General features: G+C 59.0%; 15 protein-coding genes. 3 read left to right on the forward strand and 12 right to left on the reverse strand.

Features of this window, described 5'->3' with window-relative positions:
* The first annotated feature begins 21 nt into the window (after positions 1–21).
* On the forward strand, positions 22–1,050 hold the full coding sequence (locus A7976_RS05620; RefSeq protein WP_067108385.1) for a pseudouridine synthase: 1,029 nt from the start codon (positions 22–24) through the stop codon (positions 1,048–1,050).
* A 111-nt stretch (positions 1,051–1,161) separates the two neighbouring features.
* On the opposite strand, the gene A7976_RS05625 is transcribed toward A7976_RS05620, so the two are convergent.
* From A7976_RS05625 to A7976_RS05650, 6 genes are all read right to left on the reverse strand, one after another.
* Positions 1,162–2,418 carry a diguanylate cyclase domain-containing protein gene (locus tag A7976_RS05625; protein ID WP_082878007.1) on the reverse strand — a complete coding sequence of 419 codons (1,257 nt, stop codon included), beginning with the start codon at positions 2,416–2,418 and terminating at the stop codon, positions 1,162–1,164.
* Positions 2,406–2,774 carry a PAS domain-containing protein gene (locus A7976_RS14745; protein ID WP_082878008.1) on the reverse strand — a complete coding sequence of 123 codons (369 nt, stop codon included), beginning with the start codon at positions 2,772–2,774 and terminating at the stop codon, positions 2,406–2,408. Before A7976_RS14745 ends, A7976_RS05625 begins: the two co-directional genes overlap by 13 nt.
* Positions 2,775–2,886: 112 nt before the next feature.
* A complete protein-coding gene (prmB, locus tag A7976_RS05635) occupies positions 2,887–3,789 on the reverse strand; it encodes a 50S ribosomal protein L3 N(5)-glutamine methyltransferase (RefSeq protein WP_067108391.1) in 903 nt (300 codons plus the stop codon).
* A 114-nt stretch (positions 3,790–3,903) separates the two neighbouring features.
* Positions 3,904–5,037 carry a succinyl-diaminopimelate desuccinylase gene (dapE, locus tag A7976_RS05640; RefSeq protein WP_067109126.1) on the reverse strand — a complete coding sequence of 378 codons (1,134 nt, stop codon included), beginning with the start codon at positions 5,035–5,037 and terminating at the stop codon, positions 3,904–3,906.
* Positions 5,038–5,130: 93 nt separating this feature from the next.
* A complete protein-coding gene (locus A7976_RS05645; RefSeq protein ID WP_067108394.1) occupies positions 5,131–6,024 on the reverse strand; it encodes a nitrate- and nitrite sensing domain-containing protein in 894 nt (297 codons plus the stop codon).
* A gap of 5 nt (positions 6,025–6,029) precedes the next feature.
* Complete coding sequence (locus A7976_RS05650; protein WP_067108396.1) at positions 6,030–7,211, reverse strand: methyl-accepting chemotaxis protein; 1,182 nt, start codon at positions 7,209–7,211, stop codon at positions 6,030–6,032.
* A 170-nt stretch (positions 7,212–7,381) separates the two neighbouring features.
* Between A7976_RS05650 and A7976_RS15150 the strand changes: the two genes are divergently transcribed.
* Positions 7,382–7,528, forward strand: coding sequence for a hypothetical protein (locus A7976_RS15150; RefSeq protein WP_165601723.1), 147 nt, complete (start codon positions 7,382–7,384; stop codon positions 7,526–7,528).
* Here A7976_RS15150 and A7976_RS05655 read toward each other — a convergent pair.
* Both A7976_RS05655 and dapD read right to left on the reverse strand, forming a co-directional pair.
* On the reverse strand, positions 7,525–7,869 hold the full coding sequence (locus A7976_RS05655; RefSeq protein WP_067108398.1) for an ArsC family reductase: 345 nt from the start codon (positions 7,867–7,869) through the stop codon (positions 7,525–7,527). The genes A7976_RS15150 and A7976_RS05655 overlap by 4 nt on opposite strands.
* A 128-nt stretch (positions 7,870–7,997) precedes the next feature.
* Complete coding sequence (gene dapD, locus A7976_RS05660) at positions 7,998–8,819, reverse strand: 2,3,4,5-tetrahydropyridine-2,6-dicarboxylate N-succinyltransferase (RefSeq protein ID WP_067108401.1); 822 nt, start codon at positions 8,817–8,819, stop codon at positions 7,998–8,000.
* Positions 8,820–9,047: 228 nt separating this feature from the next.
* Here dapD and A7976_RS05665 point away from each other — a divergent pair, with 228 nt between their 5' ends.
* Positions 9,048–9,383: a DUF4870 domain-containing protein gene (locus tag A7976_RS05665; RefSeq protein WP_067108404.1), complete on the forward strand. Its 336-nt coding sequence runs from the start codon at positions 9,048–9,050 to the stop codon at positions 9,381–9,383.
* Positions 9,384–9,422: 39 nt separating this feature from the next.
* On the opposite strand, the gene A7976_RS05670 is transcribed toward A7976_RS05665, so the two are convergent.
* The 4 genes from A7976_RS05670 to xseA all read right to left on the reverse strand — a co-directional run bounded on the left by A7976_RS05670 (position 9,423) and on the right by xseA (position 14,086).
* On the reverse strand, positions 9,423–10,004 hold the full coding sequence (locus A7976_RS05670) for a hypothetical protein (protein WP_067108406.1): 582 nt from the start codon (positions 10,002–10,004) through the stop codon (positions 9,423–9,425).
* Positions 10,005–10,047: 43 nt separating this feature from the next.
* Positions 10,048–10,875, reverse strand: coding sequence for a M48 family metallopeptidase (locus A7976_RS05675; RefSeq protein WP_067108409.1), 828 nt, complete (start codon positions 10,873–10,875; stop codon positions 10,048–10,050).
* 28 nt (positions 10,876–10,903) lie between these two features.
* Entirely contained in the window at positions 10,904–12,784 is a 1,881-nt protein-coding gene (gene kup / locus A7976_RS05680) for a potassium uptake protein (RefSeq protein ID WP_067108412.1), read from the reverse strand.
* Between the two features lie 78 nt (positions 12,785–12,862).
* Entirely contained in the window at positions 12,863–14,086 is a 1,224-nt protein-coding gene (gene xseA, locus A7976_RS05685) for an exodeoxyribonuclease VII large subunit (RefSeq protein WP_067109130.1), read from the reverse strand.
* Between the last annotated feature and the right edge of the window lie 54 nt (positions 14,087–14,140).

A 14,140-nucleotide genomic window follows, 5' to 3' on the forward strand; every position in this document is an offset into this window, starting at 1 on the left:
GTTCAATATTGGAGTTGAATAATGGCAAGACCTTTCAAGCAATCCCCCGCTACGCGTCCATCGCGGCCTAGCACTCCTGACCTGCCGCCGCAGCGTCTGCACAAGCTGCTGGCCCTGGCTGGTCTCGGCTCGCGTCGCGACATGGAAGAGCTGATCGCCAGCGGCCGCGTGACCATCAATGGCGAGGTGGCGCAAGTCGGTGCCGCCGTGACGCCCAACGACGTGGTCAAGCTCGACCGCCGCATCCTGCGGCTGCCGTTCGAGGCCGAATTGCCGCGTGTGCTGCTCTATCACAAGCCGGAGGGCGAAATCGTCAGCCAGGACGACCCGGAGAAGCGCGCGACGGTGTTCGACAAGCTGCCGCGTGTGCGCGGTCGCTGGGTAGCGATAGGCCGGCTCGACATCAACACCTCTGGCCTGCTGATATTTACAACGTCCGGCGACCTTGCCAATCACTTCATGCATCCGCGTTATGAGGTCGAACGCGAATACGCAGTGCGCCTGATGGGCGAACTGACCGAAGGCCAGATGCTGCAATTGAAGGAGGGCATCGAGCTGGAAGACGGCCTCGCGGGGTTTGACAATATCCAGGACAAGGGCGGCGAGGGTGCAAACCACTGGTACGAAGTCAGCCTGCGCGAAGGCCGCAATCGCGAGGTGCGCCGCATGTTCGAGGCCATCGGCCTGATGGTCAGCCGCCTGATGCGCGTGCGCTTCGGGCCGATCAGCCTGCCATCGCGCCTGAAACGCGGACAGATGCTCGAATTGCCGCCCCAGGAAGTGGCGGAGCTCCTGGAATGGGCCGGGCTCCCGGTGGCGCGTGCTCAGCAACGGACGCAGAAAGAAAAGGAAAGCCTGGGGAAAACCTTCCGGCCCAAGGAACGCAAGCCGGAAAGCCGCGCCAAGACCTTGGCCGCCCCGGCCGCAAAAACCACGGACAGGAAACCGCCTGCCAGAAAGGTACCGGCTGCCAAGCGCCGCGTCACCGGCGAGAACCTGGCTCCGCCGGCGCAACAGAAGCGCAGCGATCGTAATCGCGGCAGGGGATAGCTCGTTTTTTACCCTATGACAAAGGCGATTGAGCGGCGTCCGGCATGACCCGGCAAGCTCCTTGCGACAGATGAAGCCGTAAGGTCAAAGACTCAGGAGTACTTTGAACTTTCACGACGGGGCTTCATACATGCGGATCCGGTTGCGTCCGTCATGCTTGGCCTGATACATGGCCGTATCGGCTTTCGCAAGAATATCCTCCATATTGATCCGACCACTGAACAGCCCCAGGCCGATGCTGACGGTGCAATGGTGTTCAACCGTCGCCGATGTTGTCGGGTCTGTGGCGGTGAGCGTCAACAGGTAGGGCGCGGCGAGGGCAGCGCGAATTTTCTCGGCCACGAGCAACGCCTGTTCTCGCGAAGCTGCAGGGTCGGTATCCAGGTCGGTCAGTAGCACCACGAACTCGTCCCCGCCAAAACGGGATACGGTATCCGTCTCCCGCACGCAGCGCGCAATACGGTGTGCTGCTTCGATCAGCAGCATATCGCCCGCAATGTGGCCGTATGTGTCGTTGAGCGGCTTGAAGTTATCCAGATCGAGGAACATGACGGCGCCCTGTTTGCGACTGCGTTTGCTTGCCGCCATTGCTCGGCCGAGCCGGTCCAGCAGCATGCGTCGGTTGGGTAGCCGCGTCAGTACATCGTAGAAGGCCAGTTGGCTGATTTCTTCCTCCGAGGCCTTGCGCAGGCTGATATCCATGAGTGCGGCCACGTAATGGGTCACCTTTCCACTTTCATCCTTGACGGCGGTAATCGTGAGCCATTCGGGATAAATTTGGCCGCTCTTGCGCCGGTTCCAGATTTCGCCCTGCCATGTTCCGCGCGTCATGATGCTTTCCCATATCCCGGCGTAAAAAGCCTCGTCATGCCGGCCCGAGCTCAGTATATGCGGCGACTTGCCCACCACATCTTCGGCCGTATAGCCGGTAATGTCCGTGAAAGCGCGATTGACGCGCAGGATGATCTGATCGGCATCTGTGACGAACACGCCTTCCTGTGACTCGAATGCGATGGCGGCAATCCTCAGTTCCTGTTCTGCCTGATGCTGTCGCGTGATGTCGTGGATGATGGAAAACAGCAGCGTGTTGTCGCCCACCCGGATAGGGGAGGAATGCACTTCCACCGTACGGATTTCACCATTGGCCAGCCGGTGCGGAAAGACAAAATAATTGCGTTCTAACCGCAGGCTGCGCGCACGTTCCTCAGCGATTTTCTCCGGCGGCAACATATTGATTTCGCTGATCATCATCGTCCGCATGCGTTCGATCGCATAGCCATAGAAGCGGCTGGCGGCGGCATTGGCATCGACAATCGCGCCCGATTCCGGATCGATCAGCAGCATTACCGCATCGTTCAGTTCGAACATTTGCCGGAAGCGATTTTCGCTCTCGCGCAGGATGTTTTCTGCCTGTTTGCGGCTGGTAATGTCGCGAAAAAACCAGACGCGCCCCAAATACTGGCCCTGATGGCCGCGCAAGGCTGTGGAGTGGCGATCCAGCGTACGGCCATGCCGATGAAGTGGTTCGCCTTGTTGGCTGCAGGCAGCTGCCACACTTCGAAAAAGCGCGGGTTATGGAATACGATCGTGCCCCGCGCATCGACGACCAGAATCCCGTTGGGCGATACCTCGTAGATAGCATTGATCAACGAGTGCTGAAATTCCGGATCGTTGAGATCTGGCGGGGGCGAGGCCTTGGTGGTCAAGAGATCCAGGATCGGCATGGCAGTTTTTTTCCGTGGATTTTTATGCTGAGTTACCCAATTAGCATAAATATACCCAAATTTTTGAAACTGCGATGCCAGGATATGTGTCAAGCGATAGCTTGATGCCGGCTCAAACCAGTTGTTCGCGCGTCAGAAGGAAAACAAATTCGTCGCCGGCGTTGACTTCCAGCCAGGTGAAGGGAAGGTGGGGGTAGGCAGCTTCGAGCACGTCGCGATTGTGGCCGATTTCAACGACCAGCAGACCACCCGGATGCAGGTGCTGCGCTGCATGGTTGATCAGGGTGTGCGTATGCTCCAGACCATCTTCGCCGCTGGCAAGGGCCAAGCCGGGTTCCTGACGGTATTCCTGCGGCAATGCTTCCATCGATGGAGCATCGACGTAGGGCGGGTTGCTCAGGATGACGTCATATTGTCTGCCCTTAAGCGCGGCCAGCATGTCGGATTTGATCAGGTTGACCTGGTTATCCAGCCCGTAATCACTGACATTGCGCTGAGCGACGGTCAGCGCATTGTCGGAAATATCCACCGCATCCACTTCGGCATTGGGGAAGGCGTATGCCGCCAGAATCGCGAGGCATCCGCTGCCGGTGCAAATGTCGGCGGCGGCGGTGACTTCCTCCGGGTTTTCCACCCATGGCGCCAGTTGCTCGCGCAACAGTTCGGCAATGAAGGAGCGCGGCACGATGACGCGCTCGTCCACATAGAACTTGAAATCACCCAGCCATGCCTCGCGTACTAAATAGGCAGTGGGTACGCGCTCGGTCACGCGGCGTTCGATCAGTTGCGCGAGCTTGCGGCGTTCGGCCTCGGTGATGACGGCGTCGTAAAAGTTTTCCAGCGTGTCGTGGGGCAGGTGCAGTGCGGCCATGATCAGCCACACCGCTTCATCAAAACTGTTTTGCGTACCGTGGCCGAAGAAAATGCCGCCTTCCTCAAAGCGCGACACGGCATAGCGCAGCCAATCGCGGATGGTGTGCAGCTGGTGCGCCGCTTCAAGCGGGTTGGTGCTCATTGATCTTTGTCTCCGTTATTTTTGTCGCGCCCGCTGGCGGCCCAGACCAGCGCCCAGATGATGCCGCCGGCCACCGCGAATATCAGCAGGAATTCCATGCGCGAGAATGACTGCTCAAGGCTTGAGCAGCAACTTTTCCATGGTGATGCGATAGGTATCCTTGAGCGATTCGATGTCCGCGACGTCCACGCATTCGTTGAGTTTGTGGATGGTGGCATTGAGCGGGCCGAATTCGATTACCTGCGGGCAGATGTCGGCGATGAAGCGTCCATCCGAGGTGCCGCCGCTGGTGGAAAGCTCGGGTGTGATGCCATAGGCCTGTTCGATGGCGCCGCTGATGGCTTCCACCAAGGTTCCCTTGGGTGTCTGATAAGGTTTGCCGGAGAGTTCCCATTCCAGGTCGTATTCGACGCCGTGCTGGTCGAGGATGGCGTGTACCTTGCTCTTGAGGCCTTCAACAGTGCTGGCGGTGGAAAAGCGAAAGTTGAACAGGATTTCTACCTCGCCCGGCACCACATTGGTCGCACCCGTGCCGCCATTCATGTTGGAAATCTGCCAGGAGGTCGGCGGGAAGTATTCGTTGCCTTCGTCCCATACGGTTTTCGCCAGTTCGGCGATGGCAGGGGATACCATGTGGATCGGGTTCTTGACCAGATGCGGATAGGCGATGTGACCCTGGATGCCCTTGGCAGTAAGCTTGCCGGAAAGCGATCCGCGGCGGCCGTTCTTGATCATGTCGCCGACCCGTTTGTTGGAAGTTGGCTCGCCGACGATGCAATAGTCGATCAACTCGTTGCGCGCTTGCAGCGCCTCGACGACTTTCACCGTGCCGTCCACGGCAATGCCTTCCTCATCCGAAGTGATCAAGAGGCCGATGGAGCCGTCATGATCGGGATGCGCCGCGACGAAGTCCTCGATGGCGGTGATAAAGGCGGCGCACGAGGTCTTCATGTCCGCCGCGCCGCGCGCATACAGCATGCCGTCGCGAATCGTGGGGGTAAACGGGTCGCTGTGCCATTGATCGAGCGGGCCGGTGGGCACTACGTCGGTGTGGCCGGCAAACACCAGCAGCGGGCCATGAGTGCCGCGGCGCGCCCAGAAATTATCCACATCGCCGAAGCGCATGCGCTCGATCCTGAAGTCCAGTTTTTCCAGGCGGGAAATCATCAGTTCCTGGCAGCCGGCGTCTTCCGGCGTGTTCGAACGGCGAGTAAGCAGGTCGATGGCGAGTTGCAGGGTGGGAGTCATGGCGATGCGAAACCGGTAAAAGCTCAAGGATACCATCCGGGCGATGGCGGGAGAAGGCGGATGCTTGCTGAAGCCCGCCTGCGTCATGTATTCCTAGGTGCGTTGGTATTCGCGGAAGTGGTGATCGGCGGCGGTAGAAACGGAAATACTGCGCGTGCCGATGGCCGATTCGGTGTGCTGCGCCACGTCCTGCCACAACTTGAGGCAGGATTCGATGGCATCGGTCGCCGCCTTGAAGAACTGCTCGGGCGAAATATTCACTTCGTCGGCCTGGATGAATTCCTTTTCCAGCAGGTCGAGCAGCGCTTCCACCTTTTCGGTCGCGGCGCTGCCGTTGTTGCCGGGAATGTGCATGTTCTCGCGGCATTCGCGGATATGGCTTTCCAGGAAAGAAAGGCGGATACGCCCGACCGCGCCGACCTGGCCCTTGGCTGCATAGCCGGAACCCAGCGCGCGCGCCTGGCCGATGCTTTCCATCAACAGCGGCAAGCGCAGCAGCAGCAGGTTGGAAAGCATTGCCAGCGGCGTGCCTTCATTGTCCATCAGGCCCAAGTGCTCGCCCATGTCGCCGATCAGGTGGATGGTATTGCGCACCAGTTCGGTATGGCGCGAAAAGCTCTGCTCGGGCGTCATCTGCTTCAGGCTGCCGATGATGGCTTCCATGCCGGTAGCTACGTTCTCCAGCGTGCGGCGATCGCGTGCCAGCTCCGGACTTGCGTCGATCAGCGCTTTCATGTGCGACATGATGGAGCGTGCTTCTGCCTGTTTGGTGATGAGGCCGGTACGGAAGCTGTCGTTGCCGTTCAAAAGACCGGAAGACATGCCGCGATGCTGCTGTATGGTCGACATCAGCGTCACGCCGGTTTGCAACGCGGCGATGCCGCGAATCCGGCGCAGCATCTTGCGATGTTTCTTGTGGCTGTCGGCAAGGTAGAGCACACCATACAGCAGGGCGATGCAGAACATGGCGATGGCGAGCGTTAGCATAATGGCTAAATCCTGAAGCGTTGCACGGAGGCGCGCAGGTTGGAGGCAAGAGTTTCGAGGTGGCCGGCCACGGCGGCGGCTTCGTCGCTGGCGGCATTGTTTTCCGCGGCGCGCCGGGCGATTTCTTCCATGCTGGCGACTGCCTGGCGGCTGGCGGCGGTTTGCGTTTCAGTTGCCTCGGCAATGGCGCGTACCCGATCCATGGTCAGGTGGCCCCCTTCGCGTATGCTGCTTAGCGCTTCGCCGGCGCGTTGGGCCAGAATCACGCCTTGTTCCGCCTGGGCGCGGCCTTCCTGCATGCCGTGCACCGTGCCGTCGATCTGATTCAGAATGCCGTCGATCATGCCGCTGATCTTGACGGTGGCGCTGGTGGTGCGCTCCGCCAGCTTGCGCACTTCATCCGCCACCACAGCGAACCCGCGGCCTTGCTCGCCTGCGCGTGCCGCCTCGATAGCGGCGTTCAGCGCCAGCAGGTTGGTCTGGTCGGCAATCTCGCGGATCACGTTGACGATGTTGCCGATTTCGTCGGAGTTTTCGCCCATCGACAGTACCAGCGCTTCCAGCTTGACCATGGAGGCGCGGATGCGCTCCATTTCGCTGCCGGCCTCGTTGACCACCTCGGTGCCGCTTTCTGCCAGATGCTCCGACTTTTCGGCGATCTCGCGCGACAACCGGGCCGCTTCGGCGACCTGCTCCACGCTGGTGCGCATTTCCTCGACGGCTTTCGTCGAATCGACAGCCAGATTGCATTGCGCGGTCGCGCCTGAAACGACGCGGGCAGCGGCGGAAGTCAGTTCGCGCGCTGCGCTGGCGACCTCATCCGTCGCGCCGTGCACTTCCTTGATCAAACGGCCGGTTTCGCGCGCCATTTCATTGAAGTTGAGCGACAGCGAGCCGAAGCCATCGCTGCTTTCCATCTGGCTGCGCGCGGAAAGATCGCCGGCAGTCATGCATTTGACAGCGTGGTTGAGCGTATCCAGCGAGCGGCGTATCGCGGTATAGAAGGCGGCCATCATGAGCAATGCCATGCCTGCGCTCACCCCGGAAAGAATGTGTAGATTGAGGCGGTATTGCGGCCACCATTCCACCGCGAGCAGCAAGATGCCAGGAAGGGCGAGCAGCAGTGTGCTGAGGCCAAACTTTTGGCTCAGGCTCATTCTATGCATCAGGCTGATCAGAGTTTCCATCGCAATTGTTTCTGTCTCAATAAGATAAAAAAATCCAGACCCCCTATGCGGGCAGATCCGGACGTCGGTGTCGGGTGCCGACCCGCCATTGGATCGGCATATGTGTTCTAGCAGAATGCATGCCAGATTAAAGACGGCAATGAGGGGTAATCCCGAAGGCGTCTAAGCTTTTGGCAGTGAAGATTTTTTATGAGGCAACACCAATGCGCTGGGATGGGATGCGCACCATTTTGATGCAATTGAAGTGTGGTTTTGGCGGCAATGCACCAATTCAGAAAAGACAGAAAGCCAAGGCGAAGGCGCGCCCTGGCTTTTAGAACAGGGAGGTGTATGTCTCGCTATCGAATCCGATAGCCAGGATGCGCGCGTCGTCCACAATCACGGGGCGGCGGATCACGCTGGGCTTGGCGATCATCAAGGCGGTGGCGCTGGTGTTGTCTAGCACCGCCGCTTTTTCGGCATCACCCAATCCGCGCCAGGTCGTCCCGGCGCGGTTGACCAGCTTTTCCCACGGCATTTGCTCGAGCCAGCTTTCCAGCATGGCTCGATCGACGCCCAGCTTCTTGTAGTCATGAAAATCGTATTCGACGCTATGCTCATCGAGCCAGGCGCGCGCTTTCTTGACCGTATTGCAATTGGGAATGCCGTACAGCTTCATATGTTTACCTTTAAACCGTTACGAGCGCAGACAAGACGCGAAGGCGAACGAGCAGCGACGAGACAGTACTTCAGTACGGCGAGGAGCCGCGCAGCGCTGCCGACAAAGTCTTGTCAAGCGCAGTAGGTTTAAATGCCGCGCAACAGTTCGTTGATGCCGACCTTGCCCAATGTCTTGGCATCGACCTTTTTCACGATGACGGCGCAGTACAGGCTGTAGGAACCGTCCTTGGAAGGCAGGTTGCCGCTGACCACGACGGAGCCGGCCGGGACGCGGCCGTAGAAGACTTCGCCGGTTTCGCGGTCGTAGATCTTGGTGGACTGGCCGATGTATACGCCCATGGAGATCACGCAGTTGTCTTCGACGATGACGCCTTCGACCACTTCGGAACGTGCGCCGATGAAGCAGTTGTCGCCGATGATGGTCGGGCCGGCCTGCACCGGTTCCAGCACGCCGCCGATGCCGACGCCGCCGGAAAGGTGCACGTTCTTGCCGATCTGCGCGCAGGAACCGACAGTGGCCCAGGTGTCGACCATGGTGCCTTCGTCGACGTAAGCGCCGATATTCACATAAGAGGGCATCAGCACGACGTTCTTGCCGATGAAGGAGCCGCGGCGCACGATCGCATTCGGCACCACGCGGAAACCGCCCGCCTTGAAGTCAGCTTCGGTGTAATTCGCGAACTTGGGCGGTACCTTGTCGAAATACTTGGTCACGCCGTCATCCATCAGCACGTTGTCTTCAAGGCGGAAGGACAGCAGCACGGCCTTCTTGATCCATTGGTGGGTGATCCACTGGCCGTCGATCTTCTCCGCCACGCGCAGGCGTCCGGCATTCAGTTCTTCCAGTACGCCAAACACGGCATCCTTGGTCTTCTTGTCGGCATTGGCGGGGTTGATGTCGGCACGGCGCTCGAAAGCGTCTTCGATAAAGGCTTGCAGTTCTTGCATGGCGATTCCTAAGCTTTGGAAAAAGCGTGATTTTACTTGGATAAACGCCGCGCGTCAGTCTTTGCGATGCATTGCTTTTTTATGGGGCTGAATTGCGCGGCTCAGTAGACAGTGGCAAGCGAATCCCTTATTTTACGGATGCACTCCGCTGGCCGTTTACAAGGGGAAACGAACGCGGCCGTTGCGGAGCAAATTGTCTTTCCAATCAATAATACAAGGGGATATGCCATGGAAGCTTCACAAGACAGTCGCAACATGACGGTACTGATGTTTATTCTTTCGATCTTTTTCTGGATATTGCCGGCGCTGATCATGTTCCTGGTCAAGAAAGACGACGAGTTCGTCTACAAGAACGCGGTTGAGCTGCTGAATTTCGGCATTACTCTTTTTATCGCCAACTTCGTGCTGGCTTTCATTCCCATTATCGGCTGGCTTGCGATGCTGGCGATCGGCCTTGCCGCTCTGGTCCTGCTGATCATGGGTACGCTCAAGGTGCAGAAGGGTGAGCTGTATACCTTCCCCTTCGCATTGCGCCTGATCAAGGCTGATACGGCCACTGCCTGATTTATCGTATTAGGCTCCCGCTGCCTCGTTCGGCGGGAGTCATGGTTCGAAATCCTTTCGAATCTTCGCAATATCCCGCCGAAAGCCTTCGGCATCTCCATATTCACTGAACAAGCTGTAGCGCGAGTGCGGAGCGCGCAGGCGTTCTGCATGTTTGATCGGGCACCAGTACTGCTCGGTGCGGCCGACGATCTCGGCAAAATAGGGGATCAATCCGTTGGCGTAAGAGCAATAAAAGCAGTTCAGCTTTTCCAGCAGGTTGAGATAAGCCAGGTGATGCCGGTCGAACACCAGGTAATCGCTGCGTTTCACCTTGGGAATGCCGTACAGAGGAAAGCAGATCGCCTGGTAGAGCGTGACCATTAAATCCAGCAATACCAAGGGAATCGCTACCGCATAAATGATGGGTGCGGTCAGGAGATGCACAGGGCGGGCGAACAGGATGTACTTGAGCAGCCCGGCGCGGAATTTCTTTTGCTGCGCGAGAATATCCCGCTCGAAGCGTACTTTGTGGTCTATCAGCTTGTAGCGGAAGTTCTGGCGGGTGTTTTCCAGTTCTTTTTCGAGTTCCAGTTCCAGCGACTTCATGCGTTCGAGGATGTCGCCGATTTTCGGATTCATGTCGTACCCCTAAAAAATGAAAGGCGCCCTCGGCGCCCCTGATTCAGCCTTTTTTAGCTTTTTCGTAGAACGGCATCACCGTTGGCACCAGTTTCTGCAAATCGCCGATGCGCGACTCGTTGGATGGGTGGGTGCTCATGAATTCAGGCGGGTTGGCCTTGGCCTGGGCATTCATTTTCTGCCACAGGCTGATGGCGGCATTCGGGTTGTAGCCGGCGCGCGCCGCCAGTTCCAGGCCGATACGGTCAGCTTCGCGTTCCGCCTCGCGGCTATTGGGCAGCGTCAGTGCCAGTGCGCTTACTACCGAGGCGGCCTGCACAGTCATTGCGGTCTTGTTCTCGCTCTTGGTGGTGACGCCGACGACTGCAGCCAGCCCGAGGATGCCGATCTGCTGCGCATAGGCGCGCGACATGCGCTCCCGGCCGTGTTCGCGCAGGGCATGGGCGATTTCGTGGCCGATGACCGCAGCGAGTTCGTCGTCCGTGGTTTTCAGCGTATCGATCAGTCCGGTATAGACCATGATCTTGCCGCCGGGCATGCAGTAGGCGTTTATCTCCTTGCTGTCCTGCACGTTGACGGCCCATTTCCAATCCAGCGCGTCCTGACGAAATACGCCGGTCTGCGCAATCAGTCGGTTGGAGATTACCCGGACGCGCTCCAGTTGGCGTTGATCGGTATTCAGGATTTTCTTGCTTTCGGCTTCCTTGAGCGTTTGCAGATAACCCTGGGCGGACATGGACTCCACCTGTTTCTCGGAAAGCATCATGAACTGCTTGCGTTCCACACCGACGGCGCCGGACTGGGTCGTTTGCGTGGTGGCGCAGCCGGCAAGCAACAGCGCAACGAGGAAAGTGGCGAGAGTTTTTTTCATTTCGGGTTTCCGTTCGGCCGACATTCAGTTAGAGAGTGACTTGTGCGCCCAGTTCAACCACGCGGTTGGGCGGCAGCTTGAAGTAATTGGTGACGCTGTCGGCATTGCGGAACAGCCCGATAAAGATTTTCTGGCGCCAGAAAGCCATGGGGCAGTCGCGCCGGGCGATCAGGGTTTCCTTGCCAATGAAGAACGACGTATCCATGACATCCAGGTTCAGGCCCATGTCGACGCAGCATTCCAGTTCTCGAGGCAGGTCAGGGTCGTCCTTGAAGCCGTATTCGACAACGACGCGGTAAAACTCATGCGGCAGTTTTTCGACCGAGACACGCTCTTCCTGCGCGATATGCGGGACATCCTGGATTTTTACGGTGACCAGTACGATCTGCTTGTGCAGCACCTTGTTGTGCTTGAGGTTATGCAGCATTGCATGCGGCACGCCGGCAGGATTGGGTGTCATGAAAATGGCCGTGCCGGGTACACGGGTGGGGGGGTGCGCGCCGATGGCGTGAATAAAGCCGTCCAGTTCCATCGCATCATCTGCAAGGCGCTTGTAGAGCAGTTCGCGCCCTTTTTTCCAGGTCAGCATCAGCGTGAAAATCACTACACCAACGAGTAGCGGGAACCAGCCGCCAGCCGGGATTTTCAGGATGTTGGCGCCGAAGAAGGCCAGGTCGATGGTGAGAAAAATCGCCGCGATGGCCAGCGTGCGTGGCCAGTTCCATTTCCACACGCCATGGAACACCATGGCGGCGAGCAGGGTAGTGATCACCATATCGCCGGTCACCGCGATGCCATAGGCAGCGGCCAGGTTGGAGGAAGAGCCGAAACCGATGACCAGCACCATCACTGCGACCATCAGGCCCCAGTTGACGCGCGGCAGGTAAATTTGTCCGGCTTCGCTTTCCGAGGTGTGCTGGATTTGCGTGCGCGGCATGTAGCCAAGCTGCAGCGCCTGGCGCGATACCGAGAACGTGCCGGAAATCACTGCCTGCGATGCAATTACTGTAGCGAGCGTGGCGAGTGCGATCAGTGGATAAAGCATCCATTCCGGGGCCAGCAGGTAAAACGGACTTTTGACGGCGGCGGGATCATGCAGCAGCAGCGCTCCCTGGCCGAAGTAGTTGAGCAGCAGCGAGGGCAAAACCAGGCCGAACCACGCGATGCGGATCGGCAATCGGCCGAAGTGCCCCATGTCGGCATACAGCGTCTCGCCCCCGGTCACCGCCAGCACTACCGCGCCGAGCGCGACAAAAGCCAGCCAGTGATTGTCCATGAAGAAATGCACGGCATAGATCGGATTGACCGCGCGCAACACCGCCGGGTCGTGCAGGATGTTGAGTATGCCGAGCACGGCCAGCGTACCGAACCACAACAGCATGATGGGACCGAACAATTTGCCGACGGTGGCCGTGCCGTGCCGCTGCACCGAAAACAGGATAAACAGTACGGTCAGCGTGATCGGGATGATCCAGGTATGGAGTTGTGGTGCAGCCACTTCCAGGCCTTCTACCGCCGACAGCACCGAAATCGCCGGCGTAATCATGCCGTCCGCGAAAAACATACAGGCACCGATAATGCCGGCCAGCATGATGAAGCGCAGCTTGCGCTTGTCATCGCCCGCCTGCTGCGTTGCCAGCGCGATCAGCGCCATGATGCCGCCCTCACCGCGGTTATCGGCGCGCATTACAAACGCCACGTACTTGACGGTGACCACCATGATCAACGCCCACAGGATCAGCGACAGCACGCCCAGCACATTCTCCGGCGTCACCGGCACCGGATGGTGGCTGGCGAAGACTTCTTTCATGGTATACAGCGGGCTGGTACCGATATCCCCGAAAACCACGCCCAGAGCGGCAAAGGCGAGTGCGGGAACTCCGGATTTATGAGCGGGTGTGGATGCCATCAATGGCCTTGTTAGCTGTATGTGGGCGCAATTTTAACGCTAATGGTGCGTGAGGCGTATTGCAAATATGCGATACGCCTAAGATTTGTCGCGGGTTTTCTCCACTCTGACATCGGCCTGGCCTAGCGCGAAAGTGAGCGTCAGCGCCTCGTCGGCGCGTACCTGACGGCTGTCGCGGACGATACTGCCATCCGTTTGCTGCACCAGGCTGTAGCCGCGCTCCAATACAGCATGTGGACTCAGGTGGCGCAGGTTTTGTTCCAGGCGCTGCAGTGTCTCGCGTTTAAAACCGAGATGCCGCACCTCGGCCATCTGTAATCGCTGCGGCAACGGCTTGAAGCGTGCGTTCGCCCGATCCAGCATGCGCAGCAAGGTGGCATTCAGACGTGCTTGCAGGTGGCCAAGCCGTTCTTGCTGTTGGCGGATTTTCTCGCCGGGATGGATCAGGCGGCGTGCGAGGTAATCGAGTTGCTGCATGCGCTGGTAAAGCTGATGCAGCATTTGCCGCTGCAGATGCATCCTCAGTGCGTTTGCCGATTGCAGCAGCGCCTGGCGATCCGGCGTCGCCATTTCGGCGGCGGCGGTCGGGGTGGGTGCGCGTCGGTCGGCGGCAAAATCGGCGATGGTGACATCCGTTTCATGGCCGACGCCGGCGATTACCGGCATCGGCGAGGCGGCAATCGCCCGCGCGACGATTTCTTCATTGAATTGCCATAAGTCTTCGATGCTGCCTCCGCCGCGGCAGACGATCAGCACGTCGCACTCGGCGCGTTCGCCAGCGGTGCGAATGGCGCGGGCGATCAATTCTGCCGCGCCCTTGCCTTGCACTGGCGTCGGATAGATGACGACCGGGATGCCCGGCATGCGTCGCCGCAAAGTCGTCAGCACGTCGCGCAGTGCCGCCGCATCGGGCGAGGTGACGATGCCGATCTGGCAGGGGTGTTCGGGAATGGAGCGCTTGCGTGAAGCTTCGAACAGGCCTTCGACTTCGAGCTTGGCTTTAAGCCGTTCGAATGCTTCGAACAAGGCTCCCAGTCCGGCGCGCTGCAAGGCCTCGATGGTGAGCTGGAAGTCGCCGCGTGCTTCGTAAAGCGTCACCAGTGCCCGCGCTTCGACATGGTCACCTTCGCGCGGCACCCAGTCCAGCGCGCCGTTGCGATTGCGGAACATCACGCAGCGCACCTGCGCCCGCTCGTCCTTCAGCGAAAAATACCAGTGACCGGATGCGGCGCGCGTCAGGTTGGAGATTTCGCCGGCCACCCAGAACAAGGGAAAGCTGCGTTCCAGCACATCTTTCGCCATGCGGTTGAGGGCGCTGACGGAGAGTACATTGGGGCGGCGGGATTCAAAAGGCAG

Origin of the sequence: Methylobacillus sp. MM3, from assembly GCF_001645185.1 — a bacterium.
In the GTDB taxonomy this organism is placed as follows: Bacteria; Pseudomonadota; Gammaproteobacteria; order Burkholderiales; family Methylophilaceae; genus MM2.

Coding starts and splice junctions, on each gene's coding strand:
- A7976_RS05620 (WP_067108385.1), top strand. CDS start 22: ATGGCAAGACCTTTCAAGCAATCCCCCGCTACGCGTCCATCGCGGCCT.
- A7976_RS05625 (WP_082878007.1), bottom strand. CDS start 2,418: ATGTTCGAACTGAACGATGCGGTAATGCTGCTGATCGATCCGGAATCG.
- A7976_RS14745 (WP_082878008.1), bottom strand. CDS start 2,774: ATGCCGATCCTGGATCTCTTGACCACCAAGGCCTCGCCCCCGCCAGAT.
- prmB (WP_067108391.1), bottom strand. CDS start 3,789: ATGAGCACCAACCCGCTTGAAGCGGCGCACCAGCTGCACACCATCCGC.
- dapE (WP_067109126.1), bottom strand. CDS start 5,037: ATGACTCCCACCCTGCAACTCGCCATCGACCTGCTTACTCGCCGTTCG.
- A7976_RS05645 (WP_067108394.1), bottom strand. CDS start 6,024: ATGCTAACGCTCGCCATCGCCATGTTCTGCATCGCCCTGCTGTATGGT.
- A7976_RS05650 (WP_067108396.1), bottom strand. CDS start 7,211: ATGGAAACTCTGATCAGCCTGATGCATAGAATGAGCCTGAGCCAAAAG.
- A7976_RS05655 (WP_067108398.1), bottom strand. CDS start 7,869: ATGAAGCTGTACGGCATTCCCAATTGCAATACGGTCAAGAAAGCGCGC.
- dapD (WP_067108401.1), bottom strand. CDS start 8,819: ATGCAAGAACTGCAAGCCTTTATCGAAGACGCTTTCGAGCGCCGTGCC.
- A7976_RS05665 (WP_067108404.1), top strand. CDS start 9,048: ATGGAAGCTTCACAAGACAGTCGCAACATGACGGTACTGATGTTTATT.
- A7976_RS05670 (WP_067108406.1), bottom strand. CDS start 10,004: ATGAATCCGAAAATCGGCGACATCCTCGAACGCATGAAGTCGCTGGAA.
- A7976_RS05675 (WP_067108409.1), bottom strand. CDS start 10,875: ATGAAAAAAACTCTCGCCACTTTCCTCGTTGCGCTGTTGCTTGCCGGC.
- kup (WP_067108412.1), bottom strand. CDS start 12,784: ATGGCATCCACACCCGCTCATAAATCCGGAGTTCCCGCACTCGCCTTT.
- xseA (WP_067109130.1), bottom strand. CDS start 14,086: ATGGCGAAAGATGTGCTGGAACGCAGCTTTCCCTTGTTCTGGGTGGCC.